The sequence below is a fragment of the Mesorhizobium sp. M0047 genome, from assembly GCF_040323315.1.
Lineage (GTDB): Bacteria > Pseudomonadota > Alphaproteobacteria > Rhizobiales > Rhizobiaceae > Mesorhizobium.
Window position 1 is genome coordinate 207465 of the sequence record NZ_JAMYUW010000002.1, and the last position, 24267, is coordinate 231731.

The 24267-nt window shown below is 63.8% G+C and carries 26 protein-coding genes; 14 read left to right on the forward strand and 12 right to left on the reverse strand.

Annotated elements, in window-relative coordinates; all coding sequences use genetic code 11:
- Positions 1 to 82 precede the first annotated feature (82 nt).
- The gene (gene mepK, locus NKJ89_RS02750) at positions 83 to 1912 is read left to right on the forward strand and encodes a peptidoglycan L,D-endopeptidase MepK (RefSeq protein WP_352599663.1); all 1830 of its coding nucleotides are present in this window, start codon (positions 83 to 85) and stop codon (positions 1910 to 1912) included.
- Positions 1913 to 2121: 209 nt separating this feature from the next.
- Here the strand turns inward: mepK and NKJ89_RS02755 are convergent, their stop codons facing one another.
- Positions 2122 to 2760, reverse strand: coding sequence for a 2-dehydro-3-deoxy-phosphogluconate aldolase (locus NKJ89_RS02755; RefSeq protein ID WP_352599665.1), 639 nt, complete (start codon positions 2758 to 2760; stop codon positions 2122 to 2124).
- 259 nt (positions 2761 to 3019) lie between these two features.
- Between NKJ89_RS02755 and trhO the strand changes: the two genes are divergently transcribed.
- From trhO to NKJ89_RS02770, 3 genes are all read left to right on the forward strand, one after another.
- Positions 3020 to 3940 (forward strand): oxygen-dependent tRNA uridine(34) hydroxylase TrhO, encoded by a 921-nt coding sequence (gene trhO, locus NKJ89_RS02760; protein WP_023759757.1) that lies wholly within the window; start codon positions 3020 to 3022, stop codon positions 3938 to 3940.
- A 120-nt stretch (positions 3941 to 4060) separates the two neighbouring features.
- Positions 4061 to 4798 (forward strand): tellurite resistance TerB family protein, encoded by a 738-nt coding sequence (locus NKJ89_RS02765; protein WP_023759758.1) that lies wholly within the window; start codon positions 4061 to 4063, stop codon positions 4796 to 4798.
- Positions 4799 to 5105: 307 nt separating this feature from the next.
- A complete protein-coding gene (locus NKJ89_RS02770; RefSeq protein ID WP_023759759.1) occupies positions 5106 to 5861 on the forward strand; it encodes an SDR family oxidoreductase in 756 nt (251 codons plus the stop codon).
- Here the strand turns inward: NKJ89_RS02770 and NKJ89_RS02775 are convergent, their stop codons facing one another.
- Positions 5862 to 6236: a YciI family protein gene (locus NKJ89_RS02775; RefSeq protein WP_352599666.1), complete on the reverse strand. Its 375-nt coding sequence runs from the start codon at positions 6234 to 6236 to the stop codon at positions 5862 to 5864.
- Between the two features lie 58 nt (positions 6237 to 6294).
- Positions 6295 to 7479 carry a pyridoxal phosphate-dependent aminotransferase gene (locus NKJ89_RS02780; RefSeq protein ID WP_352599668.1) on the reverse strand — a complete coding sequence of 395 codons (1185 nt, stop codon included), beginning with the start codon at positions 7477 to 7479 and terminating at the stop codon, positions 6295 to 6297.
- Positions 7480 to 7562: 83 nt separating this feature from the next.
- Between NKJ89_RS02780 and NKJ89_RS02785 the strand changes: the two genes are divergently transcribed.
- The 4 genes from NKJ89_RS02785 to denD all read left to right on the forward strand — a co-directional run bounded on the left by NKJ89_RS02785 (position 7563) and on the right by denD (position 10568).
- Positions 7563 to 8249: a GNAT family N-acetyltransferase gene (locus tag NKJ89_RS02785; RefSeq protein WP_352599670.1), complete on the forward strand. Its 687-nt coding sequence runs from the start codon at positions 7563 to 7565 to the stop codon at positions 8247 to 8249.
- A gap of 27 nt (positions 8250 to 8276) precedes the next feature.
- Positions 8277 to 9287: a cation diffusion facilitator family transporter gene (locus NKJ89_RS02790; RefSeq protein ID WP_502904073.1), complete on the forward strand. Its 1011-nt coding sequence runs from the start codon at positions 8277 to 8279 to the stop codon at positions 9285 to 9287.
- A gap of 74 nt (positions 9288 to 9361) precedes the next feature.
- Positions 9362 to 9574, forward strand: a complete 213-nt coding sequence (locus NKJ89_RS02795) for a hypothetical protein (protein ID WP_023759764.1) — start codon at positions 9362 to 9364, stop codon at positions 9572 to 9574.
- Between the two features lie 16 nt (positions 9575 to 9590).
- Positions 9591 to 10568: a D-erythronate dehydrogenase gene (gene denD, locus NKJ89_RS02800; RefSeq protein ID WP_352599672.1), complete on the forward strand. Its 978-nt coding sequence runs from the start codon at positions 9591 to 9593 to the stop codon at positions 10566 to 10568.
- A gap of 24 nt (positions 10569 to 10592) precedes the next feature.
- Here denD and NKJ89_RS02805 read toward each other — a convergent pair whose 3' ends face one another.
- From NKJ89_RS02805 to NKJ89_RS02820, 4 genes are all read right to left on the reverse strand, one after another.
- Positions 10593 to 11774 carry a nickel/cobalt transporter gene (locus NKJ89_RS02805; protein ID WP_352599673.1) on the reverse strand — a complete coding sequence of 394 codons (1182 nt, stop codon included), beginning with the start codon at positions 11772 to 11774 and terminating at the stop codon, positions 10593 to 10595.
- A complete protein-coding gene (locus tag NKJ89_RS02810; RefSeq protein WP_352599675.1) occupies positions 11771 to 12439 on the reverse strand; it encodes a DUF1007 family protein in 669 nt (222 codons plus the stop codon). Before NKJ89_RS02810 ends, NKJ89_RS02805 begins: the two co-directional genes overlap by 4 nt.
- 87 nt (positions 12440 to 12526) lie before the next feature.
- A complete protein-coding gene (locus NKJ89_RS02815) occupies positions 12527 to 13426 on the reverse strand; it encodes a LysR family transcriptional regulator (protein ID WP_352599677.1) in 900 nt (299 codons plus the stop codon).
- Between the two features lie 2 nt (positions 13427 to 13428).
- Entirely contained in the window at positions 13429 to 14625 is a 1197-nt protein-coding gene (locus NKJ89_RS02820) for an amidase (protein ID WP_352599679.1), read from the reverse strand.
- Positions 14626 to 15165: 540 nt separating this feature from the next.
- Between NKJ89_RS02820 and odc2 the strand changes: the two genes are divergently transcribed.
- Both odc2 and NKJ89_RS02830 read left to right on the forward strand, forming a co-directional pair.
- Positions 15166 to 16299 (forward strand): ornithine/lysine decarboxylase, encoded by a 1134-nt coding sequence (gene odc2, locus NKJ89_RS02825; RefSeq protein WP_352599681.1) that lies wholly within the window; start codon positions 15166 to 15168, stop codon positions 16297 to 16299.
- 96 nt (positions 16300 to 16395) lie between these two features.
- The gene (locus tag NKJ89_RS02830) at positions 16396 to 16995 is read left to right on the forward strand and encodes a GNAT family N-acetyltransferase (RefSeq protein WP_352599683.1); all 600 of its coding nucleotides are present in this window, start codon (positions 16396 to 16398) and stop codon (positions 16993 to 16995) included.
- A gap of 95 nt (positions 16996 to 17090) precedes the next feature.
- Here NKJ89_RS02830 and NKJ89_RS02835 read toward each other — a convergent pair whose 3' ends face one another.
- From NKJ89_RS02835 to NKJ89_RS02855, 5 genes are all read right to left on the reverse strand, one after another.
- On the reverse strand, positions 17091 to 17375 hold the full coding sequence (locus tag NKJ89_RS02835) for an SCP2 sterol-binding domain-containing protein (protein WP_023759773.1): 285 nt from the start codon (positions 17373 to 17375) through the stop codon (positions 17091 to 17093).
- A gap of 198 nt (positions 17376 to 17573) precedes the next feature.
- The gene (locus NKJ89_RS02840) at positions 17574 to 18089 is read right to left on the reverse strand and encodes a hypothetical protein (RefSeq protein WP_023759774.1); all 516 of its coding nucleotides are present in this window, start codon (positions 18087 to 18089) and stop codon (positions 17574 to 17576) included.
- A gap of 85 nt (positions 18090 to 18174) precedes the next feature.
- A complete protein-coding gene (locus NKJ89_RS02845) occupies positions 18175 to 18600 on the reverse strand; it encodes a hypothetical protein (protein WP_352599685.1) in 426 nt (141 codons plus the stop codon).
- Positions 18601 to 18696: 96 nt separating this feature from the next.
- A complete protein-coding gene (locus NKJ89_RS02850; RefSeq protein ID WP_352599687.1) occupies positions 18697 to 19308 on the reverse strand; it encodes a rod-binding protein in 612 nt (203 codons plus the stop codon).
- Positions 19309 to 19375: 67 nt separating this feature from the next.
- Entirely contained in the window at positions 19376 to 20065 is a 690-nt protein-coding gene (locus NKJ89_RS02855; protein WP_352599689.1) for a GntR family transcriptional regulator, read from the reverse strand.
- Positions 20066 to 20352: 287 nt separating this feature from the next.
- Between NKJ89_RS02855 and NKJ89_RS02860 the strand changes: the two genes are divergently transcribed.
- From NKJ89_RS02860 to biuH, 4 genes are read left to right on the forward strand one after another with little or no spacing between them, the layout of a single operon-like run.
- Complete coding sequence (locus NKJ89_RS02860; protein ID WP_352599691.1) at positions 20353 to 21480, forward strand: BMP family ABC transporter substrate-binding protein; 1128 nt, start codon at positions 20353 to 20355, stop codon at positions 21478 to 21480.
- Positions 21481 to 21525: 45 nt separating this feature from the next.
- On the forward strand, positions 21526 to 22623 hold the full coding sequence (locus NKJ89_RS02865; RefSeq protein WP_352599837.1) for an ABC transporter permease: 1098 nt from the start codon (positions 21526 to 21528) through the stop codon (positions 22621 to 22623).
- Complete coding sequence (locus NKJ89_RS02870) at positions 22623 to 23549, forward strand: ABC transporter permease (RefSeq protein WP_352599693.1); 927 nt, start codon at positions 22623 to 22625, stop codon at positions 23547 to 23549. The genes NKJ89_RS02865 and NKJ89_RS02870 overlap by 1 nt, the downstream gene beginning before the upstream one ends.
- Before the next feature lie 16 nt (positions 23550 to 23565).
- Positions 23566 to 24267 (forward strand): biuret amidohydrolase, encoded by a 702-nt coding sequence (biuH, locus tag NKJ89_RS02875; protein ID WP_352599695.1) that lies wholly within the window; start codon positions 23566 to 23568, stop codon positions 24265 to 24267.

Genomic DNA, 24267 nt, shown 5'->3' on the forward strand with positions numbered 1-24267 from the left:
CAAATCCGGGGACAAACGGCAGCCTGCAGGGCCTTTTGATTTGGACAGAATCGAACGACACACAAACGGGCGGCACCATCAAGTGAACGTCTGGCCGAAGTGGCTGGCGGCATTGATTGTCGCACTTGGTTTTGTTGCCGCGGCTGCGACCGGAGCTAGCGCCGAAACACGTTCGCTGAAGCTCTATCACCTCCATACACACGAGAAGGCCGAGATCGTCTACAAGCGCAACGGCCGCTACGTCCCGGAGGGTCTCAGGAAGATCAACATCATTCTGCGCGACTGGCGTCGCAACGAGCCGACCAAGATGGATCCGCGTCTGCTCGATCTGGTCTGGGAAGCGTACCGGGAAGCCGGCGCCACGGACTACATCCAGGTCGTCTGCGGCTATCGCTCGCCGTCGACGAACTCGATGCTGCGCAGCCGCAGCCGGGGCGTCGCCGAGAAGAGCCAGCACATGCTCGGCAAGGCGATGGATTTCTACATTCCCGGCGTGCCGCTGAAGAAACTGCGCAATATCGGTCTCAAGATGCAGGGCGGCGGCGTCGGCTACTATCCGTCTTCCGGTTCGCCGTTCGTCCATATGGATGTCGGCAATGTGCGCCATTGGCCCGGCATCAGCCGCCAGGAACTGGTCAGCCTGTTCCCCAATGGCAAGACGCTGCATGTGCCGAGCGACGGCAGGCCGCTGCCCGGCTTTGAGCAGGCACTCGCCTCTTACAAGGCGCGCAAGGGTTCGGGCTCGCCGGCCATCGAGTTGGCCAGCGCTGGTGGCAGCGGCAAGAAATCAGGCGGGTTCCTGTCGGCCTTTTTTGGCGGCGGCGACGACGAGGCCGACGACAGCGCCGATGTCGAAACCGCTTCGGCTGCACCTCCGCCCAAGGCGAGAAACCTGAAGCCGGCCGAGGCAGCAAAGACCAGCAACCTGCCAGGCATCGCCATCGTGGCGCCGGAGAACGCGCAGCGCGCCGAGATTCCGCAGGTGACCGAGGAGCAGGCCCCCGAGCCTGAACAGGACACGCCGGAGACGATCATAGCGGCATTGCCTGCACGCAGTATTCCGTTGCCTGATTTCGCACCGCGGCCGAAGGCCGATGTCGGCGCTCAGCCGCCTGAAAGCGTTCCTTTTGGGATGGCGGATGCGACAGCCACCACCGAGCAGGCCGTGGCGACCGCACATGCGCCGGCTACTGTTCCTTTCGGCATGGCCGATGCAACGGCTTCGGCTGATCCGGCCCAAATTGCCGTCAACAACATACCGTTGCCGACATGGCGCCCCGACGCTTCTCTGCCAGCCGCTCTGGCTGCGTCCCCCAGCAAGACCGTGCTGATGGCGTTGGCCGATACGGCTGAGCACAGCAAGACCGCGACCGACGCGTTCTCGGTGCTGCCGACGGCGCGCCCCGAGATGGCCCGGCCGGACGCGGTCAAGGCCGTTCTCGACGAGGCCAATGCCCAGGTCGGCGCGGCCGGCGAATACCAGGTTGCTTCATTGTCCGAGTCCGAGCCGCGTTCGGCCTTCAACGATCCGTCGGGTAATGATGCCGCATCGCCGCGCGAGGCTGTCGTTGTCCGCCCGGCCGGCTCCGATCCGGTCGCCGCGATCGGTGCCGGCGTGAAAACCACCCGCAAGGAATCGAGAGCCACCGCGCGCGACCTGAAGCCAGGCCCCAAGGCCATGGTGGTTGCCGCCGCACCGCAGGCCGCCCGCTGGGCGCTGACCAGCGGCGAGCATGTCGCCACCGTCTCGAGCGCGACGACGGCGCCGGGCTACGCCTACAGCATCGTGCACACGGCGCCGAGCGAGGTCTACACGGCCGGCTTCCAGCAGAACAACCAGATGGCTGATGCCAACCGCTTTACAGGCAACGCGGTCAAGTTCCTCTCGGTCGCCCGCTTCCAGACCAAGTGAGCGATCAGCCAATCGACAAAGCCACGCTGGGCAACCTGCGCGGCTTTTTGCTGCGAGACCAGCCGCTATGCCGCTGCCATCGGCGGATCACTCCGGTGTGACATCGCAGTGATCGCGGATGGCTCGAAACCTGCGACGGACCCTGCTCGCAGCAGGAACGCAACCCGGTCGACGGAAGCCGGCCGGGTTTTCATGCGGCGACGAAGGCCTTACTTCGCCAGCTTGCTTGCCGCACGCGCCAGGGCTTCGATCTCGTCCCACTTGCCGGCCTTGACCATTTCGTCGGGCGCCACCCAGGAGCCGCCGACGCAGATGACATTGGGCAGGCTGAGATAGTCGGCCGCGTTCTTGCCGGTGATGCCGCCGGTCGGGCAGAATTTCACATCGGCGAGCGGCGAGGCGAAGGCCTTCAGTGAAGCGATGCCGCCCGACTGCTCAGCCGGGAAGAATTTCAGAAAGCGCAAGCCGGCTTCCCGTGCGGCCATGATCTCGCCGGGCGTGATGGCGCCGGGCAGCAGCGGAACATCGCTGTCGGCGGCTGCCGCGAGAAGCTCGCGGGTGATGCCGGGGCTGACGATGAATCGCGAGCCTGCGCTCGCTGCCTCTTCGAACTGCCTGATATCGAGAATGGTGCCGGCGCCGACGATGGCCTCCTCGACCTCACCAGCCACACGCCGGATCGCCTCCAGCGCGTCGGCGGTCCTCAGCGTGATCTCGATCGCCGGCAGGCCGCCGCGTGCCAGGGCGCGGGCCAAGGGCACGGCATCAGCGACATTGGCGATCTTCAGCACCGGGATGACCGGCTGGCCGTTTAGGAGCGACAGGAGGTTTTCGGTCTTGCTGGGCATCTGTCTCTCCGTATCCTAGCGCATGTCGCCCCAAAGGGATCCCGGCTTTGGGAAAACGACATCCATAAAACAAAGACCTAAAGCGCGTCGTATGAATTGGTTTCGGCGCGACGCGCTTGAGGGCAATTCAACCGATTAGCAGACGGGTGTTTTTCTGTCCATGAAACGAAGCGTGTCGCGAGGTCACGCGCGGCCGATACTTGGCTGGATTCCGGAGCTGCCTTGAATCGGCTTGCGGGAGCGTTTAGTGGCTTCGGCCATGACATCACTTCAACCCTTTCGCGTTGCGGCGCTCTACCGGTTTGCCCGGCTCGACGCCTTCGAGGAGTTGCGCGCGCCGCTCGCTGCCTTCTGTTGCGGGCGCGGCATCAAGGGCACACTGCTTCTGGCGCATGAGGGTATCAACGGCACCGTGGCCGGCAGCGAAACGGCGATCGGCGAACTGATCGATTATCTCGAAGCCGTCGAAGGGCTCGCCGGCCTCGAGGTCAAATACAGCGTAGCCGCGGAAATGCCGTTTCATCGCATGAAGGTGCGGCTGAAGCGCGAGATCGTCACCATGGGCATCGCCGATATCGATCCGGCGACGAGCGCCGGCACCTATGTCGCGCCTGCCGACTGGAATGCGCTGATTTCCGAGCCCGACACTGTCATCATCGACACGCGCAACGCCTATGAGGTATCGATCGGCACCTTCAAGGGCGCAATCGACCCTGCTACCGCCAGCTTTCGCGAGTTTCCGGCCTGGGTGGAAGCACACCGGGCGGAGTTCGAAGGCCGCAAGGTCGCGATGTTCTGCACAGGCGGCATACGCTGCGAAAAGGCGACCGCCTACGTCAAATCGCTCGGCTTCGAGGACGTGTTCCACCTCAAGGGTGGCATCCTCAAATACCTCGAGGAGGTTCCGTCCGAACAGAGCCTCTGGCAAGGCGAGTGCTTCGTCTTCGACGAGCGCGTTTCTGTGTCGCACGGCCTCGCCGAGGGCGAGGCGGAACTCTGCCGCGCCTGCCGCCATCCACTGACGCCGAACGACCTGACATCGCCCAAATTTGCCGCCGGTGTTTCGTGCCCGCATTGCTTCGATGCGCGTTCGGACGAGGACCGCCAGCGCTATGCCGAGCGTCAGCGGCAAGTCGAGCTTGCGCAGGCGCGGGGCAGGGATCCGCACATCGGATCCTAGTTTGGCTCTGTTATCGACAGCCGCAAGGCGACGGTTTGTCATTGTAATGCAAGGATCCGGGACCTACGTCTTCGACGTTCGAAACCTGCCCGTTCGGCCGGGCAATCCTGGAGGCACTGAATGTTCGATCCCAAGAAGCTTCTCGACGATCTGCTCGGCTCGCAAATCCCGGGCACCAGTGGCACCGTTCGCGACAAGGCGGGCCAGGCCGTGCAGATGGCCAAGGACAATCCGCTGGCCGCTGGAGCGCTCGCTGCAGTGCTGCTCGGAACCGGTGCCGGCCGCCAGGTGACGGGTACCGCGGTGAAGCTCGGTGGATTGGCCGCGATCGGCGGGCTCGCCTACAAGGCTTACCAGAACTACAAGGCCGGCAATGCTCCGGCCGAGGCGCCGGCAGGCGGCGAACCTGAATTGCTGCCGCCGCCCAAGGACACCGCCTTCCACCCGTCGCAGGCGCCGCAAGGCGAGGACGAATTCACGCTGACGCTGGTGCGGGCGATGATCTCGGCAGCAAAGGCCGACGGCCATGTCGACGATGACGAGCGCCAGAAGATCGCCGGCAAGCTCAGTCTTTCGGGCATCGGCTCCGACGCCGAAAAATTCCTGATGGCGGAGCTGGCGAGCCCGCTCGACCTCGACGCGCTGGTGGCAGGCGCCCAGACCGATGCGCAGAAGCTCGAACTCTACACGGCATCGCGCCTGACCATCGATCCCGACACACGCGCCGAGCGCGGCTACCTCGACCTGCTGGCCGGCCGGCTTGGCCTGCCGGATGCGCTGGTCGATCATGTCGAGGCGACAGTTTCGGCAGCCAAGGTGCCGGCCAAGGCCGGAACTTCACCCAATCCGCGCTGGTAGGCCAAAACGGCACAGGTGGCTTGTCTGGCGTTAACCTTTCGTTAACCCAGCAAGCGCATCATTCTAACCAGTTGGATCGGCTTTCCTCCTCCCAAGCCCGGTCCAGATCAGGGCGGTCGCCAATGACCGCCCTTTTTGTCGGCACGATCTGCTCGCCCGAGCATGATCTCGAGCAAAATCGGATCCCAATTTTCGGATCATGCTTTGTGCTTCGGCTTGCCATCGCCGCCGTCATTTGCGATCCCTTTGCTTCGTGCGCAAACCCGGAAAATAGCGCGAGCGCGCGTCGCTTCGGAGGACAATAGCCATGACCGTAAAAAGAACCGCCATCGTCACCGGCGCCGGCACCGGCATCGGCAAGAGCGTCGCTACGGCGCTGCTCAAGGCCGGCTGGAACACGGTGTTTTGCGGGCGCCGCAAGCCGGTGCTGGATGCCGCGGTCGCCGAGGCTGGCCGCACCGATGCCAAGGCATTGGCGGTTGCCTGCGATATCAGCAAGGCCGGCGAGGTCGACGATCTGTTCGAGACGGTGGCGGCGGCCTTCGGCCGCGTCGACCTGCTCTTCAACAATGCCGGCATGGGCTACAAATCGACGCCCATCGACGAGATCCCGGTCGAGGTGTGGAACGATATCGTCGGCGTCAATCTCACCGGTTCGTTCTTGTGCGCTCGCGCCGCCTTTGGCGCCATGCGCAAGCAGCGCCCGATGGGCGGCCGCATCATCAACAATGGCTCGGTGTCGGCCTACGCGCCGCGCCCGGGCTCCGTGCCTTATACCGCGACCAAGCATGCCATCACCGGGCTGACCAAGACGCTGGCGCTCGACGGAAGGCCCTACGACATTGCCTGCGGCCAGATCGACATCGGCAACGCACTGACCGACATGGCGCAGCCGATGACGGTCGGCGTGCCGCAGGCCAACGGCTCTATCGCTGCCGAAGCGGTGATGGACGTTCAGCACGTTGCCGACGCCGTTGTCCACATGGCCAGCCTGCCGCTCGACGCCAATGTGCTGTTCATGACGGTGATGGCGACCAAGATGCCGTTCGTCGGGCGTGGGTAGTTATTTCCCGGCCAACGCCACGCCCGGCAGGTAGAGCGCGATTGGACGGATTTCGTAGACGGCGGTCGGATTAACGCGGCGCAGGTCGCGGGCGATAACGATCGCATCGTCACGTGTCGCGCAGTCGACCACATAGAGACCGAGAAGCTGTTCCTTCGTCTCGGCGAACGGCCCGTCAAAAATGGTTCCGTCGCCCGGTCCACGCAAGGTGCAGGCCGACTGGGTCGCCCCAAGCCGCGCCGATGGGCCAAGATTGCCTTCCCGGTAAAGCCGATCGTTGATTTCGAGCAGGTCGGCCATCAATGCCGCGTCCTGCTCCGGCGTCAGCGCGGTGATGGCTCCTTCCACATGGTAGGCGAGGATGGCGTAAAACATCGAGTCACCTTCTGTCGTGATTGCAAACATCCAGCGCCGGTCGCAAGGCCCGACAGCCTCACTTGGCCAGGAACGCTCCGATCCGCTCCAGTGCCCGCAAGATGTTCTCCTCGGAGTTGGCGTAGGAGAGCCTGATATAGCCTTCGCCGAGAATGCCGAAATCGGGGCCGCCAATCAATGCCACGCCGGCCTCGTCGAGCAGGGCCGAAGCAAGCTTCTTTGCTTTCCAGCCGGTCTTCGAGACGTTGGGGAAGGCGTAGAACGCTCCCTTGGGCGTGATGCAGGATATGTCAGGCAGGGCGTTCAATCCCTCGACCACGATCTTCCTGCGGCGGTCGAAGGCGCGCATCATCTTGTCGACGTCGTCCTGCGGGCCGTCGATGGCCGCGATGCCGGCAAACTGGCTCGGCGCGTTGACGCAGGACCAGCAATTGACCGCGAGCTTGCGCACCTTGTCGTAGAGGTGAGCGCCCTTGTCGCCATTCGGCCAGATCGACCAGCCCATGCGCCAGCCGGTCATAGCCCAGGTCTTCGACCAGCCATTGAGCACGATCAGCCGGTCGCGGATCTCGGGAAAGCCAAGCAGAGAGCAATGCGTCTCGCCGTCATAGGTCATGACGTCGTAGATCTCGTCGGAGAGGATGGCGACCTGGGGATGCGCCTCCAGACCCTTGACCAGTTTCTCGATCTCGGCCCGCGGCGTGACGCCGCCGGTCGGATTCGCGGGCGAATTGAGGATCAACAACCTGGTCTTGGAGGTGATCAGCGCCAGCGTTTCCTCGGCGGAGAAGGCAAAGCCGTTTTCCTCGCGCATCGGCACTGGAATAGGTGCTGCACCGGTGAACTCGATCATAGAGCGATAGATCGGAAAGCCGGGATCGGGATAGAGGATCTCGGCGCCAGGCTCGCCGAACATCAGGATCGCGGCGAACATGGTCGGCTTGCCGCCGGGCAGGATCATCACCGCTTCGGGCGACACCTCTACGCCGGTGGTGGTCAGCGTGCGCCGCACCACCGCCTCGCGCGTCGCCAAAAGGCCATTGGCCGGCGTGTAGCCGTGATGGCCGTCGCGCAGCGCCTTGATCGCCGCCTCGACGATGTGCTGCGGCGTCTTGAAGTCGGGCTGGCCGATGCCGAGATTGACGATGTCGCGGCCTTGTTGGGCCAGTGCTGTGGCCCTCGCGAGCACGGCAAAGGCGTTTTCCTCGCCGAGACGGTCGAAGGCCGAAATCGTGTGGAGCATTTTTCCCGTCCGTGTGGTTCTTACTGTTGGGTCGCGTTTTTGTGAGCCTCAGGCCGCAAAAGTCAAACGGATTGGAGCTTTCGGTGTCGGAAAATCTCAAAGACTGGCAACCGCGCCCGCGGCCCGAACGCAAGGCCATCGACGGCCGGTATGTCCGGCTTGAGCCGCTGAGCGCTGCAAAACACGGCGACGGTCTCTATGAAGCGTCGTCCGTATCCGATGTCGATGGGCGCTTCGCCTGGCTGCCCGACTATCCGCCGGAGACCCGTGCCGCCTTCCAGCCATGGCTGGACAAGGTGGAGGCCAGCGAGGATCCGCTGTTCTTCGCGGTTATCGACAAGGCCAGCGGCAAGATCGCCGGGCGCCAGACACTGATGCGCATCGATCCGGCCTACGGCGTCATCGAGATCGGCAACATCTACTGGGGACCAATCATCTCGCGCAAGCCGGCGGCGACTGAAGCGCAGTTCCTGTTCATGAGATACATCTTCGACGAGCTCGGCTATCGCCGCTACGAATGGAAATGCAACAACCGCAACGAGCCATCTAAGCGGGCGGCAGAACGGTTCGGCTTCAAGTTCGAGGGCATTTTCCGCCAGCATCTCATCGTCAAGGGTGAAAACCGCGATACGGCATGGTATTCGATCGTCGACAAGGAGTGGCCGGCCTTGCGCAAGGCCTATGAAGCGTGGCTCGATCCGGCTAATTTCGATGGCGACGGCCAGCAGAAGCGACGGCTTGAGGATTTTCGCGCGCAGTTCGGTGCGTGAGATCAGGCGCGTAACGGGAGTTTGCCATTGGCCCACACCCACGATCACAGCGGGCATGATCACACCGGGCGCGATCACACTGGGCACGATCACATTGGCCACGATCATGGGCCCGGTCATGTGCATGGCTCGACCGACAAGAAACGCGTGCTTACCGCGGCCTGCCTGACTGGCGGCTTCATGGTCGCCGAAGCGCTCGGCGGCATCCTTACCGGCTCACTGGCATTGTTGGCCGATGCTGGCCACATGCTCGCCGATTCGATCGCGCTCGGCCTTGCCTGGTATGCGTTTCATCTTGCGGGGCGTCCGGCGACCGTGCGCCTCACCTATGGCTTCGGCCGGGTCAAGACGCTGGTGGCCTATACCAACGGCATCGCCATCTTCGTCATCGCGCTGTGGATCGTCTACGAGGCTTGGAGGCGGCTGCAGGCACCGGCTCCGGTGCTTGGCGGCCCGATGCTGATGGTCGCGATCCTCGGGCTGCTGGTCAATATCGGGTCCTTCCTGGTGCTGCATGGCGGCGATCGCGAGAACCTGAACATGCGCGGCGCCATCCTGCATGTGCTGGGCGACCTGCTCGGCTCAGCCGCCGCCATCGCGGCTGCGTTGGTCATCCTGGCGACCGGCTGGACGCCGATAGACCCGATCCTGTCGGTCCTGGTCTCGCTGCTGATCCTGTATACGGCATGGTCGCTGATGCGCGCAGCCGCCCATGTCCTACTCGAGGGCGTGCCGCCCAGCCTCGACCGCGATCTCATCGCCATGGACATCGAAGCGACGGTCCCCGGCGTCCGCGAAGTGCATCACATGCATGTCTGGTCGCTCGACGGGACCAGCAACATGGCGACGCTGCATGCCTGTCTCGACGAGGGCGTCGACGCGCACCAGGCGGTCAGCGCCGTCAAGAAGCGGCTTGCCAGCGAGCACGGCATCAGCCATGCCACCGTGGAACCGGAATTCGGACAGTGCGCCGACGATAGCCACGGGCACGACCACGGGCACGGGCACGCTGCCGCGCATCACGACCACCGTCACTAGGACCGATTGGTCCTGCCTCAGGAGCTCCAAACCTTGAAAACCAGCTTGATGAACGCCCACTGCCCGGACGCGGCATGATGGACCGCGACACCAGGAATGCGGCCATCGCAGCGGTGTGGATCATGCTTCTGTTCGGCATAGGCGCCTACTATCTGCCGACCATGATGCTGGCGCTCGGCAGCCTTTCGACCGTGCTGGCCGGCGCCTTTGCCATCGTCTTCGTGCTGGCGTTCTTCTCGGTGTTCTGGCTGCGGGCCCGCAACCAGCGCAAAAACCAGGGTAAATAGGCAAGGGATTTTCGACATGCGCATTCTGATCACCGGCGCCGCGGGTATGGTCGGCCGCAAGCTCATCGCCCGGCTGGCCAAGGACGGCGCGTTGCGCGGCGGCAAAATCACCGCGCTCGACCTGCACGATATCGTGCCGCCGCAGGCACCTAGCATGGACGGCGTCAGCATCACCCTCCACACCGGCGATCTTGCCGAGGCGGGTGCCACTGAGCGCCTGGTCGCATCGCGCCCCAATGTCGTCTTCCATCTCGCCGGCATCGTATCCGGCGAGGCGGAGGCGAATTTCGAACTCGGCTACCGCGTCAATCTCGATGGCACGCGCGCGCTGTTCGATGCCATTCGCCTGGCGGGCTTTGCACCGCGCGTCGTCTTCACCTCGTCGATCGCGGTGTTCGGCGCGCCGTTCCCGGATGTCATTCCGGACGACTTCCATCCGACGCCGCTGACCTCCTACGGCACCCAGAAGCAGATGAGCGAAGCGCTGCTGGCCGACTATACCAGGCGCGGCTTCTTCGATGGCATCGGCATCAGGCTGCCGACCATCTGCGTGCGGCCCGGCAAGCCGAACAAGGCGGCGTCCGGCTTCTTCTCCGGCATCATCCGCGAACCGTTGAGCGGCCACGAGGCGATCCTGCCGGTGCCGCGTTCGGTCGTGCACACCCACGCCAGCCCGCGTTCGGCGGTCAATTTCCTGATCCATGCTGCGGAGATCGATGGCGCCGCTGTCGGGCCGCGCCGCAACCTGACGATGCCCGGCGTCGCGGTCACCGTTGGCGAGCAGATCGAGGCGCTGGAACGCATCGCCGGGCCGAAGGTGGCAAGCCTGATCCGCGAGGAGCCGGACGAGACGATCTGGGCCATCGTCAAGGGCTGGCCGACAAGGTTCGAAGCGCGACGGTCGAGGGAGCTCGGCTTTGTCGCCGAAAAGAGTTTCGACGAGATCATCCGCGCTCACATCGAGGATGAACTCGGCGGCAAGATCGCGAGTTAAACCCGCAGCACTACGGTGGGGATATCATCCGCCGGTCGCCAGGCTCGCCGACAGCAGCAACAGCCCGAACAGGAAGACGAAGGCCGCGCCGCCGATCTCGACGATCGAGTGGATGCGGTTGCCCATGCGGCCATCGCCAGCGAAGTACACCGCCCAGTTCTTTGCCGTCACCGCCAGTGTCGCCAGCGCCGAGACGGTGATGGCAGTGCCCAGCGACATCGCCAGCACCGACAGCAGGCCGCCGAGCCAAAGTCCGTTGAGAAGCGCGAAGCTGAGCACGATCAGCGCGCCGGAGCAGGGGCGGATGCCGACCGCCGCCACCGCCGACCATGCCGTGCGCCAGTCGAAGCGATCGCCCGACAGCAGCGCCGGATCGGGTGCATGCGAATGGCCGCAGGTGTCGCAGACCTCGCCTGCCGCGTGATGCGCATGATCGTGTTTGCCATGATCATGCGCATCGTGATCGTGATGATCATGCGAATGGCCATGCGCATGGTCATGATCGTCATGCACCTGCAGCGCATGCGAATGGGCATGCGCCGAATGGCTGTGACCGGCATGCGAATGACCGGCATGCGAATGCCCACCATGAGAATGGCCGGCGTGCGCCGCCGACAGGCTGTAGGCGGGGCCTTTGCCAAACAAGCGCAGGACGGCAGGGCCGAGCTTGCGCCACAGCAGCCAGGCGCCAAACAGGGTGACGAAGACAAAGCTCATGATCTCCATGAACCAGGCCGCGTCCGTCATCGTCACGGAGGTGCCGCGCAGGACGAAATAGGCTACCCCCATCACCGCGACCGCCGTGAGGCCCTGCAGCAGCGCCGAGACGAAGGACAACAGGATGCCGCGCCGCAGCGCCACTTCGTTGGCGACCATGTAGGACGAGATCACCGCCTTGCCGTGGCCCGGGCCGGCGGCGTGGAAGATGCCGTAGGCGAAGGACAGGCCGACGAGTATCCAAATCTTGCTGCCGTCCTGGCGCATCGCCTTCATTGCCGTCGCCAGCGCGCGATAGAATTCCTGCTGCCGCAGATTGATCCACATCAGTATGTGGGCGAAGGGGCCGGTGCTGGGCGCGATGCCGTCATTGACGCCGATGCCGAGCGAACTCTGGGCATGGGCGGAGTTGGCGAGATGCATCATGACGACAGTGGCGGCCAACAGGCCGAATGCCAAACGCAGGGACGGTTTCGTCACCGGCTTCATCCTTCTGGCTGACAGGTCAGTTCGAGCTTTGTGGCGAAGATCTTGCTCATGTCGGTGCCTGTCGGATCGTTGAAGAAGGCATCGGTGAGGGTCTTCTGGTTTTCTTTGATGGCCTCGTCCGGGTCCGGACGGATCACCTTGCTGGTGCAGTTCGACGGCAGGCCTTCAACCGTGATGTTGGAATCGTCGGTGAAGTCGATCGCGGTGTAGAACGTCGGATCGTAGACTCCGATATCTATCTTGCCGTTGAGCTTGATCGGCACTTTCGGCTCGGACTCGAACAGGATGATCAACTGGTCGTTGTCGAAATTGGCCATCAGATGCGGCGGCGGCGTCATCGCCACGTCCTTGCCGTCGACGGTGACGAGCTGGAAATAGTTGAATTCGGCCAGCGAGGCGTGGACGGTGTCGGCGACCTCCTTCAGCTCCTTGTCGTCGAGCTTCAGGTCGGAGTTCTTGTCGAACTCCATCATCACCGTGCTGGAGAAGAGATCGTCGAAGCGCCAGAGATGCCGCAACGCTTTCACACTTTGGTGATCCGGGGAGAGGATCACGTCCAGGCGGGCCTCGGCGAAGACGTGCGGGTGCACCTCAGCCGGTCCGGTGGCGGCAATGGTTGCCGCCAAGGCCGAAGCCAGCATGATTGCGTGCCGTTTCAGGTGCATTCTCAGTCGCGATTCCATGGGCCTCGGAGTGATGTCGAGAGTTATCAGAAAGGGGGCGAAATTGGAACCGGGACTCGACTGAATGGGTCAGGCAGCTTCACGCGTCCTGAACCACTGCACCAGGAAATCGACGAAAACGCGAACCTTGGCGGGCAGGTAACGGCGGTGCGGGTAGACGGCGAATATGCCGCCGCCCGGCAGGATACGGTCATCCATCACCGACACCAGCCGGCCGCTCTCGAGGTCGGGCGCGGCGATAAAATCCGGCAGGACGGAAAACCCCAACCCGGCCACGGTCGCCGCACGCGCCGTCATCGGGCTGTTGACCTCGATGGGACCCGACACCGAAACGCTCATCGGATCGCCATTGTCGCCCTTGAACGGCCAGTTGCTCAATCCGCGGCCATTGGTGTCGACGATACAGGGCATGCGGCTAAGATCCTGCGGCCGCGTCGGCATGCCATGCTTGGCGATCAGTTCGGGAGAGGCACAGAGCTTTACAGAAAATGGCGCCAGCCGCCTGGCGATCAGCGACGAGTTCTCGAGCCGCGAGATGCGTACCGCGAGGTCGAAGCCTTCCTCGACCAAATCGACGAAGCGGTCGTCGAGCTGGACGTCGAGCACGATGTCGGGATGCTGCTTGGCGAAATCGATCAGCGACTGGCCGACCGGCGCGTCGGCGAAGGTGCGCGGCGCCGACAGCTTGATCCGGCCACGCACGTCGCCGGAGGATTCGCGCACGGCGTCGGCCAGGCTGTCGACCTCCCGCACGATCTCCGAGGCACGCCGGTAATAGGTGTGGCCGGCCTCGGTCATGGAGAACTGGCGCGTGGTGCGGTTGAGCAGCAGCGCGCCGAGTTCGTCCTCCAGTTCGCGCACATATTTCGACAAAAGGGCCTTGGAACGGCCGATCTTGCGTGCCGCCGCCGAAAAGCCTTCGGCCTCGACCACGTCGATGAAGGCACGCATGCGTGTCAGTGTGTCCATGGTCAGGCCTTTCGTGCGGCGTCGAGAAGTTTCCGGCCGAGCCGTATCAGGGCAATGTCGCTGCCGGAAGGGCCAAGCAGCGACAGGCCGAACGGGGCGCCGGCGACCGAGCCGATGGGCAGGGTGATCTGTGGAAAACCGGACAGGCCGGCCAGGCACAGAAGTTGAAGCGCCCGTTCGCGATAGGCCTGGAACTGCTCCGGCGTGCTGTCCACGTAGGGAGCTGGGCCCGGCACCGTCGGCAGGATGAGGAAGCCGTCCTTGCCCAGCAGGGCACTCAGTTCGTCGCGAAAGGTCAGCCGTCGCGCCTTTTCGGCTTGCGCTGTCTTGTCGTCGACGGCACGGCCGAAGCCGAAGCGTTCTTCGACACCGGGACCGAGGTGGCGCTCGCCACTGGTGATCCATTCGCCATGCACCGCCCAAGCCTCCCTGGCCTGCAGCCGGCGAAAGCACCAGTAGAGTTCATCGGGAGACGAGGTGAAGCGCACTGCCGACATCGCCGGCGCACCGAATACCGTACTCGCCAGTGCCTTCATTCGGGTATATTCGGCAAGCGCCGGGCGGGCGACCATCGCATCCAGCCAGTCCAGCGCCAGCGGCCGGTCGAGTATGTGCTGGTGCGGGTCGCGGCCGAGCAGCAGCCTGCCAACGGTCTCGTAGGTCTCGATGTCGTCGGCGAACCAGCCGAACGTGTCGAAGCTCGGGGCCAGCTTCATCGTGCCATCGAGCGAAATGCGGCCATGCGTGGTGCGCAGCCCGATCAGTCCGCAAAAACTCGCCGGCGCGCGGATCGAGCCGCCGGTGTCGGAGCCGGTGGCGATATCGGCAAGCCTGCCCGCCACCGCCGCCGCTGATCCCGATGACGAGCCGCCGGTGACACGGTCGGGCGCGGCCGGGTTCACCGGAAACGAAAAATGCGCATTCTGGCCGAACAGCGCGAAGGCAAGTTCGTCGGTCTGGGTCTTGCCGACGAAGCGCGCCCCGGCATCGAGAATCATCTGCACGGCCGGCGCCGTGCGCGAGGCGGCGGGGCTGTCTGCGAATTTCTGCAAGTTGCCGCAACCGGTGCGGTACCCGGCGACGTCGTAGATGTCCTTGACGGCCAGCCGCAAGCCGGCCAGAGGGCCAGTTTCGGCATGCGCCACCGGCATCTGGCGAAGGTCGAGAAAGGCGTTTAGAGGGCCGTGCGTGCCTGTCATCGTTCGCTATCCGGATACGGTTGGCGCAGCATTGTTCGATGCCAGGAATTTTACAACCTGGAATACGATTTTTATTGATTGTGAAATCGTTCAACCTTATATCGCGCTTGCCCAAAGTCGCACGTGCCTGTGGGTGTCCGCCGATCCTCGAATGGTGAGGGAAATCGGTAAGGTAACTGGAGCTAACCCCTCCAGTCGGTCTAGCGGCCAACCGCAAGCCCGAGGACACCTTGAAGCAACGACGGTGCGGGCCTTTCTGGTGTTCTGCCGGTTGTCCAAAGACCGGGGTTACTGAAGAGGCACACCTTCATTGCCGGCAGTGCGGACGGGTCTCCCATCCAAGCCAAGGCAGACAAAGCGAACCGAGGCCGGGCAAGGCCAAGGTTCACCGCCGCGAGACGGCGTTTCATGGTTCCGGGGTCTCCACCGGCTGGTTCCATGGATTTCCGTCCCGCCTTTGTCCACCGCGTGTTCGCGAGGCCAACAGCCCGCGTCCCGCAGCCTTATTGCGCGCCGAAAGGCGCTGATGGAGAGACCCCGATGGCCACCCAGCGCATCCTTGACTTCCTCGCCACCCGACGTCCGTCCGGCCCTTGCCTCGTTGTCGACCTCGATGTCGTGCGCGACAATTTCCGAGCCTTCGAGAAGGCGCTGCCCGATTCGAAAATCTACTATGCGGTGAAAGCAAACCCGGCGCCGGAAATCCTGCGCCTGCTTACTGCGATGGGCTCGTCTTTCGACACCGCTTCCGTTGCCGAAGTCGAGATGGCGATGGACGCCGGTGCGCCGGCGGACCGCATCTCCTTCGGCAACACCATCAAGAAAGAACGTGACATCGCACGCGCCTACCAGCTCGGCATCCGCCTGTTCGCGGTCGACTGCGTCGAAGAGGTCGAGAAGATCGCCCGTGTCGCTCCAGGCTCCCGCGTGTTCTGCCGCGTGCTGACCGATGGCGAGGGCGCCGAGTGGCCGCTGTCGCGCAAATTCGGCTGCGTGCCTGCGATGGCCGTCGACGTGCTGCGCCATGCCAAGGGGCTCGGCCTCGATGCCTATGGCGTGTCGTTCCATGTCGGCTCGCAGCAGACCGACCTGACCGCCTGGGACCGCGCGTTGGCCGATGCCAAGGCGGTGTTCGCGACGCTCGCCGAGGAAGGCATCGTCTTGAAGATGGTCAACATGGGCGGTGGTTTCCCGACGCGTTATCTGCGTGACGTGCCGGCAGCACAGGCCTATGGCCAGGCGATATTCTCGGCGCTGCGCAAGCATTTCGGCAATGCCATCCCGGAAACCATCATCGAGCCGGGCCGCGGCATGGTCGGCAACGCCGGCGTCATCAAGTCGGAAGTCGTCCTGATCTCGAAGAAGGCCGCCAACGACAATGTGCGCTGGGTATTCCTCGACATCGGCAAGTTCGGCGGCCTTGCCGAGACGATGGATGAGGCTATCCGCTATCCCCTCGTCACCCGCCATGACGGCACAGAGACCGCACCTTGCGTGCTCGCCGGCCCGACCTGCGATTCGGCCGACGTGATGTACGAGAAGACGCCGTACCCGTTGCCGCTGTCGCTGACGATCGGCGACGAGGTGCTGATCGAAGGCACCGGTGCCTACACGACCACCTACTCGGCGGTCGCCTTCAACGGCTTCGAGCCTCTCCGATCCTACGTGATCTGACGGTTCGAAAGAGCCGGTCAGATCATCCCAGATGGGCGTCCGTCGTCCACCCGGGCTCGCCTGTGGAACAACCTCCGCTCGTGAAGGATCGCGGAAATGGATATTGCAAATTTCATTGTTGAAGGCGCTCCGTGCGAAATCTCCCCCTCGAGGAGGGAGAGTGCCATTGCCATCGTTGCCGAAACCGCGGCCGACGCTGCCGCGCGTGAAGCGCTGTTGGATGAGGCCATGGGCTCTAAGCGGCGGAAAAAATCATCGGAGAAGCTGCGGCGTGGCCGGCGGCCATCGGAAGGCCTGGCCTTCGTCGCCCGCGATGCGGCGGGCGGCGTGGCCGGCACCGTGCGGCTGTGGGATGTCACGTTGGGCGAGGGCGGCCCGGCAGCGCTGCTGCTTGGACCGCTTGCCGTCGATCCGTCGCTCAAGAGTGCCGGCATCGGCTCGGCACTGATGCGCCATGCCGTTGCCGAAGCAGCGCGTCTTGGCCACGCGGCGATCCTGCTGGTCGGCGATGCGCCCTACTATGAACGCTTCGGCTTCTCGGCCGCCAGGACCGGTTCGCTTGCCATGCCGGGACCCTATGAGCGGCACCGCCTGCTGGCCCTGGAACTGGTGGAAGGCGTGCTCGACGGCGTGCACGGCACGCTGAAGGCGGCCGGCCGCACGCTGAAGGCGCAGGAACTGACATCGGCGGCCTGAGCCACGAAGCGCCAGCAACTCATGCAAAAACGCCGCCCGAAAAGGCGGCGTTTTTTTCGCGATTGGTGGGCGCCGCCTTGGGCGGCTGCATGTTTTCAGCCGATCAACTGGCTGAGCGCCATGGCGACGGTCATGTCGCCTTCGACCTTTATCTTGCCGGTCATGAAGGCCATGGTCGGGTTCAGGTCGCCAGCGATCAGCGAATCCAGGTCGTCGATCGAAAGCTTGATGGTGCAATCGGCGGGCGCGTCGGTGGTTGAAATTGTCGCGCCGTCGATGACGATGACGCCGTCGCTGCCGGTGTCGAATTTCACGGAACGATCGAACCCGCTGCTTGCCACGCGCGACTTGATCTTCTCGGCAATCTCCTGAACGCTCACGCTGTTCTCCTTGTCTGGTTGCATCTGTCTCGCAACGGCGCTTCGATCCGGCCGAAGCCCATGCCGCGGTTTCGCGATCACGGTCGCTGGCGCATATAGCTTTGGGTTGACGTTTACGTCAACGCGGATTCCGGTGGCTGGTTCCTGCGCTGGCGGCAGGTGGGGCCCGATGTGATCGGAACCCGTGGGCAGGGCAACTCAGTGTTCCTTGAAAGCCTTGGTCATTTCCGCGGCCGTCTCGCTTTTCTTGCGACGCAGCCAGTTGTCACGGATTTCGTCCTTCGACAGGAAATTGACCTGATCGATCAGAACCTCATGCACCAAAGTGGCGCCGACACGCGTGTTGACGGTATCGCGGATCGCGGCGCGGAAGGCATCGAGATCGATCGTCGCCTTGTTGGTGAAGTCAATCTGAGGATTGGAATAGAGGTAGGAATAGACCTGGTCGGTGATCAGCGCTTCCGCCGGAATGGACAGCTTCTTTATCTGCTCGGGTTCGACCGTGTAGACGAGCTTTGTCAGGAAATAGCCGCCGATCTGCGAATCGCGGATCAGCGGCACCGAGATGATATCGGTCTTGACGTAGTCGAGGCCTCCCAGCATCGGCTTCGGCGTTTCGCCGACGCCCTTTTCGCCCGCAGCCTGGAACGAATAGAACACCGCGCCGAGCGTTGCGGCGCAGATCCAGACCGCGATCGCGATGACCTTGATCATCGGGCCCCGTCATTGACTTGCGATGGCAACGCGGCGCTGCCCTCCTGCATGAGCAGGGTCGCCGATGCGTTCCTTGAGTCCCGCATCATGCCTTTGCCCAGCCGAATTCGCCGGCCGAATAGGTGCCGTCGGTTTCCGCGCGCTGGATGGCGTGCCGCAGCAGGTTGGCAACTTCGTTGACCGCGCTGAGGTGCGCCAGGATCGCCGCCTCGTTCTTCGCCAGCTTGTGGCGCAGCCGGGTCAGGCCCTCGCGGTGCTGTTCGAGAAATTCGGCTTCGCTGCCGCCCTTCATGGCGCGGGTCAGTTCATAGAGGTAGCGGCTCTTGCGGGCGTTCGATGCCTTGAGATCATAATCGGTGGCGTTGCGAATGCCGGCCGTCTCTTCCTCGACCACGTCCTCGATGCGGCCGATGATGGCGGCGAGGTTGCCAGGCCGCGCGAACGGGATCGGGGCTTCCGATGCGGTCGTGCGTGCTGGCAGGTTGGTGGTGAATTCCGAAAAGTCGGCCATGAGAAATCCCGGTCTGGTTAGATTGAACTCGGATACGCACTATCTGCCTGGTGGAGCATGATCTTTCCCAAAACTGGTTTCGCTTCCGGGCATGCCTTAAATCTTGATGTCTGTCCTGATGGTGGTCTCGCCACCGGTGATTGATCGCGCCGCCTTGCGCTGCAATTCGTGGACCAGCGAGGTCGACAAGCTGCCCTGTTGATCGATCTCGGTTTTTTCCGGCCCGCCCGAAACCGGACCGACCGGCACGATGCGCTTGCCTTCGACATAGTGGTCGGCCAGCATCGACTTGGCGATGCCGATGCCGCCGCGCTCGGCCATGACGTCGGCCACCCGCTCGGCAAGCTGCGATTTCCACATGTCGCCGGCCAGGCCCTTGCCGTAGACGCCTTCGGTGTCTTTGGGCAGCATGTTCTGGATGAAGGTCTGCAGCACCATGGCCTCGAACTTCTTGAACTTCTTGGCGGGGTCGGTTGAAGCGGCGGCCTTGTCGGCGGTGGCGCGCGACAGGATCGAGCCGGCATTCACCGAAGCGGCGTCACCGACCGAAAATGCGCCAGCAGCACCACCGGCTCGCTTTGTAAGCGCGGCGCGGGCGGCTTCAATATCCGTCGGGTCGACGGCTCGGGCCACATCCATAACGATGTCGCTGGGTGGAGAAATCGCCAAGAAAGTCCGCCTTTTGTCGGTTTTCCTTAGCCAGACCATGCCTCAACAAGCTTGTGGCAGGCTTGCGCGGCGTAAGGGAGGAAAGCGAGATGAAGGCGTGTGGGCGTCAACCGGCGGTAACCGGCATTGTCGTACTTGTGCCCTTTGGCTGCTCGCCGAGCGCAAAGACGGAACTGGCCTTGCTGACGATGGAAACGTGATCCTTGGCGGCGTTTCCCGCAGTAACTCCGTCACCGCGCATGATCGCGGTGACGATGGCATCGTGCTCCTGCCAGGATTTGGCGAGCCGGCCTGGCAGCATGAACTGGGCTCGGCGGAACGGCGCCAGCCGACTGCGCGTCATCACGGTCATTTCGTAGATATGTGCGTTGTGGGCGCCGCGATAAAGCCGGCTGTGGAACTCGGTATTGAAGTATTCGTAGTCCTCCTCGGCGCCCAGACGCACCATTCGCGCCGAGGCCTGGTGCTCGACCTCGAGCGCGCGGCGCTCGCTGCTGGTCATGCGCTCGGCCGAGAAGCGCGCGCAGATCGCTTCCAGTTCGGCCATGCTCTCGAACATCGAGGCGAGATGCTCCTGCGTCACCACGGCGACGATGGCGCCGCGGTTGGGCCGCCTTTCGACCAGGCCCATGGCGCTCAGCTGGCCGAGCGCCTCTCGCACCGGGGTGCGTGATACGTCGAAGCGCGCGGCGAGCGAGGTCTCGTCCAGCTTTTCGCCGGGGCGCAAGAAGCCGGTGACGATCCGGTCACCGATCGCCCTCACCATCTGATCTACAGTCGTACCCGACCTGATCAAGCTGCGCTTCCCCGACAAGTTTCCTCCGTTTGGTCTTCTCGTTGGGCGGCTCAGCGGCCGTCGAATCGATATTTCTTGTTTATGCCTCTATTTTAATCTGCCTGTCAAACTGGCTGTTTTCAAGGCAAAAAGTGCATGCAATTGCCTTTGACGTGAGCAGGTGCGTTTCATGTAGGTGCTGATTTATTAGATAAATTTCGTCTTCAGAATTGGCACGGCGATTGCATGCACTTTCTCGAAGGCATGTTAACCGACCCGGAAAAGGGTCTTACAGGGGAGCATTCACTATGACCGCGAAATTCACGCTTAACCGCCGCGAGTTGCTCAAGACCTCCGCTGCCGGAGCCGCACTTGGGCTCGCGTCGGCATCCTTTCCCATCGGCCGCGCCTTCGCCGCTTCGGCCACTGTCGGCTTCATCTATGTCGGCCCGAAGGACGACTATGGCTATAACCAGGCGCATGCCGAGGGGGCCGCGTCGCTGAAGGGTATCGAAGGCCTCTCCATTGTCGAGGAGGAGAACGTGCCCGAGACCGTCGATGTCCAGAAGACGATGGAATCGATGATCAACCTCGACGGCGCCTCGCTGATCTTCCCGACCTCCTTCGGCTACTTCGACCCGCATATGCTGGCCATGTGCACGAAATTCCCCGACGTGCAGTTCCGCCATTGCGGCGGCATGTGGAACAAGGACAAGCATCCGAAGAATGCCGGATCCTATTTCGGCTATATCGGCATGGGCCAGTACCTGAACGGTGTCGTCGCCGGCCACACCACGAAGACCAAGAAGCTCGGCTTTGTCGCCGCCAAGCCGATCCCGCAGGTGCTGCTCAACATCAACTCCTTCCTGCTCGGCGCGCGCTCCGTCGACCCGACCATCACCTGCCAGGTGATCTTCACCGGCGAATGGTCCCTGGCGGTCAAGGAGGCGGAGGCCACCAACGCGCTGGTCGACCAGGGCGTCGATGTCGTCACCTGCCATGTCGACAGCCCCAAGGTCGTGGTCGAGACGGCCGCTGGCCGCGGCGCCTTTGTCTGCGGCTACCATGCCAATCAGAGCCCACTGGCGCCCGAGAAATACCTGACTGGTGCCGAATGGAATTGGGCAAAGGTCTACAAGATGTTCGTCGACGACCTCGTCGCCGGAAACCCGCTGCCCAATTTCACCCGCGGCGGACTGGCCGATGGCTTCGTCAAGATGAGCCCGCTTGGCCCGGCCGTCGGCGAGCCGGCGCGCAAGCAGTTCGACGCCACGCTGGCCGAAATGATGAAGGGCGGCTTCGCCGTCATCAAGGGTCCTCTAAACAGCAACAAGGGTGCTGTTGTAGCCACTGCGGGCCAGGCCTTCCCCGAGAACGCGATCGAACTCGAAAGCATGGACTATCTGGTCGACGGGGTCGTCGGCTCGACCGCCTGATCGAAGGGGAGCGGGGCGATGGCCGAGATAGTGACAGAAGTCGGCATGCCGGTGACGTTCGGCGCCAGGAGTCATCCGGCAGCGCTGGAATGGATGGCCCGGCGGGCCGAGGCCTTCGTCATTCCGCTGGCCGCGCTGGTCGTCGGCATGGCCCTGTTCAGCCTGTTCATCCTGGCTGTCGGCAAGTCGCCGGTCCAGCTCTATGAAACGATGTGGCGTGGCGGCTTCGGCTCGTGGTTCTCGATGCAGAACTCGTTGTCACGCGCCGCACCCCTGTTGCTGGCGGCGCTCTGCGTGGCGCTACCGGCGCGGCTCGGCCTCGTCGTTATCGGCGGCGAGGGCGCCATCGTGCTGGGCGGCGTCGCCGCCGCGGCTGCAGGCACGGCGCTCGACGGCGTCCCCTCCTTCATCGTCATTCTCGTCATGGGCGTGGCGGGCATGGCCGCCGGCGGCATCTGGATAGGTGCCGTCGGCGCGCTCCGCCATTACCGCGCCGTCAACGAGACCATTTCGAGCCTGCTGATGGCCTATATCGCCATCGCCCTGATGAACCAGCTGGTCGAAGGGCCGCTGCGTGACCCAGCGTCGCTCAACAAGCCCTCGACCCAGCCGCTGGCCGATATCTACCGCATCGGCGACATGCCGGGCATGGAGGTGCATTGGGGCCTTACCGTTGGCGTCATCGCCTGCGTCGTGTCCTGGGTGCTGATCGAAAAGACCCGCTGGGGCTTCGCCGCCCGCATCGCCGGCGGCAATGTCAGGGCCGCCCAGGTGCAGGGGCTTGCCGTCGGCTCGCTGATCGTCGGTTTCACCGGGTTGGCCGGCGCCTTCGCCGGTCTCGCCGGCATGCTGGAGGTCGCGGCGGTGCAGGGCAGCGCCAACGCCTCGCTTGCCGCCGGCTACGGCTATACCGGCATCCTCGTCGCCTTCCTCGCCCGCCACAATCCGCTGGCCATCATCCCGGTCGCCTTCCTCCTCGGCGGGATCGACGCCTCCGGGGGGCTGATCCAGCGCCGCATGGACCTGCCTGATGCCACCGTGCTGGTGCTGCAGGGCATGCTGTTCATCGTCATCCTGTTCAGCGAGACCTTCTACGGCCGCTTCAAGGCCTTCAACCCCGATCTGTGGCAGAGGAGCAACTGATGGACGCCAGCGGGATCGGCCTCTGGGGCGTGCCGCTCGCCATCCTCGGCGGCGCCATCCGCGTCTCCACGCCCTTCATCTTCGTCTCGCTCGGCGAAGCCATCACCGAGCGTTCGGGCCGGATCAACCTCGGGTTGGAAGGCACGCTGGTGTTCGGCGCCATGGCCGCCTATGCGGTGGCCGTTATAACCGGCTCGCCCTGGCTCGGCCTCGTCGCCGCGGCCTTCGCCGGCCTGTGCTTCGGCCTCTTCCACGGCTGGATCTGCAAATTCCCTCGGGTTAACGATATCGCCATCGGCATCGCCTTGATGCAGTTCGGCTCGGGCCTCGCCTTCTTCTTCGGCAAGCCGTTTATCCAGCCCTCGGCGCCCGACCTGCCGGCCATCCCCTTGGGCGCATGGTCCGACATTCCGCAGGTGCAGGCAGCCCTCGACGTCAACGTGCTGTTCCTGATCGGCGCCGCTCTTGCGGTGTTCCTGTGGTGGGCCTTCCGCAACACCCGCGCCGGCCTCATCGTGCGCGTCATTGGCGACAGTTCCGACGCCGCGCGCGCCATGGGCCTCAACCCCAACACCGTGCGCCTGATCGCCACCGGCGTCGGCGGCGCGCTCGCCGGCATCGGCGGCGCCTATCTGTCCCTCTATTATCCCGGCAGCTGGACTGAGCGCATCTCGTCTGGACAAGGGCTGATGGCGGTGGCGCTGGTCATCTTCGCGCGCTGGAACCCGCTCGGCTGCTTTGCCGCCGCACTTCTGTTCGGCGGTGCCGGGGCGCTCGGGCCGGCGCTGCAGTCGGTCGGCGTCACGCAAGGCTATTACCTCTTCTACGCCGCACCTTACATCCTCACCCTGGTCATCATGATCGCCACCTCGTCGCCGAGCCGCTCGCTCGCCGGCGCTCCGGGCGAACTGTCGATCACCAAATGAGACCGGAGTTTTTGCCATGAACGCCAGAGCCGGTATCACCCAGCGCTATATCGACGCCGATCCTTATCCATGGCCCTACAATGGCGAGCTTCGTCCAGACAACACGGCGCTGATGATCATCGACATGCAGACCGATTTCTGCGGGCCGGGCGGCTATGTCGATCATATGGGCTACGATCTGTCGCTAGTGCGTGCGCCGATCGAGCCGATCAAGTCGGTGCTGTCGGCGATGCGGTCCAAGGGCTACACGGTCATCCACACCCGTGAAGGCCATCGGCCCGATCTCGCCGACCTGCCGGCCAACAAGCGCTGGCGCTCGCGTCGCATCAATGCCGGCATCGGCGATCCCGGCCCCTGCGGGCGCATCCTGGTGCGCGGCGAGCCGGGCTGGGACATCATCCCGGACCTCTATCCGGCCGAGGGCGAGCCGATCATCGACAAGCCGGGCAAAGGCTCCTTCTGCGCCACCGATCTGGAGCTGATCCTCAACCGGCGCCGCATCGACAACATCGTGCTCACCGGCATCACCACCGACGTCTGCGTCCACACCACCATGCGCGAGGCCAACGACCGCGGCTTCGAATGCGTGATGCTGGAGGATTGCTGCGGCGCCACCGACTACGGCAACCATCTGGCCGCCATCAAGATGATCAAGATGCAGGGCGGCGTCTTCGGCGCGGTGTCGAGCTCGGCCTCATTCGTCGCTCAATTGCCGTGA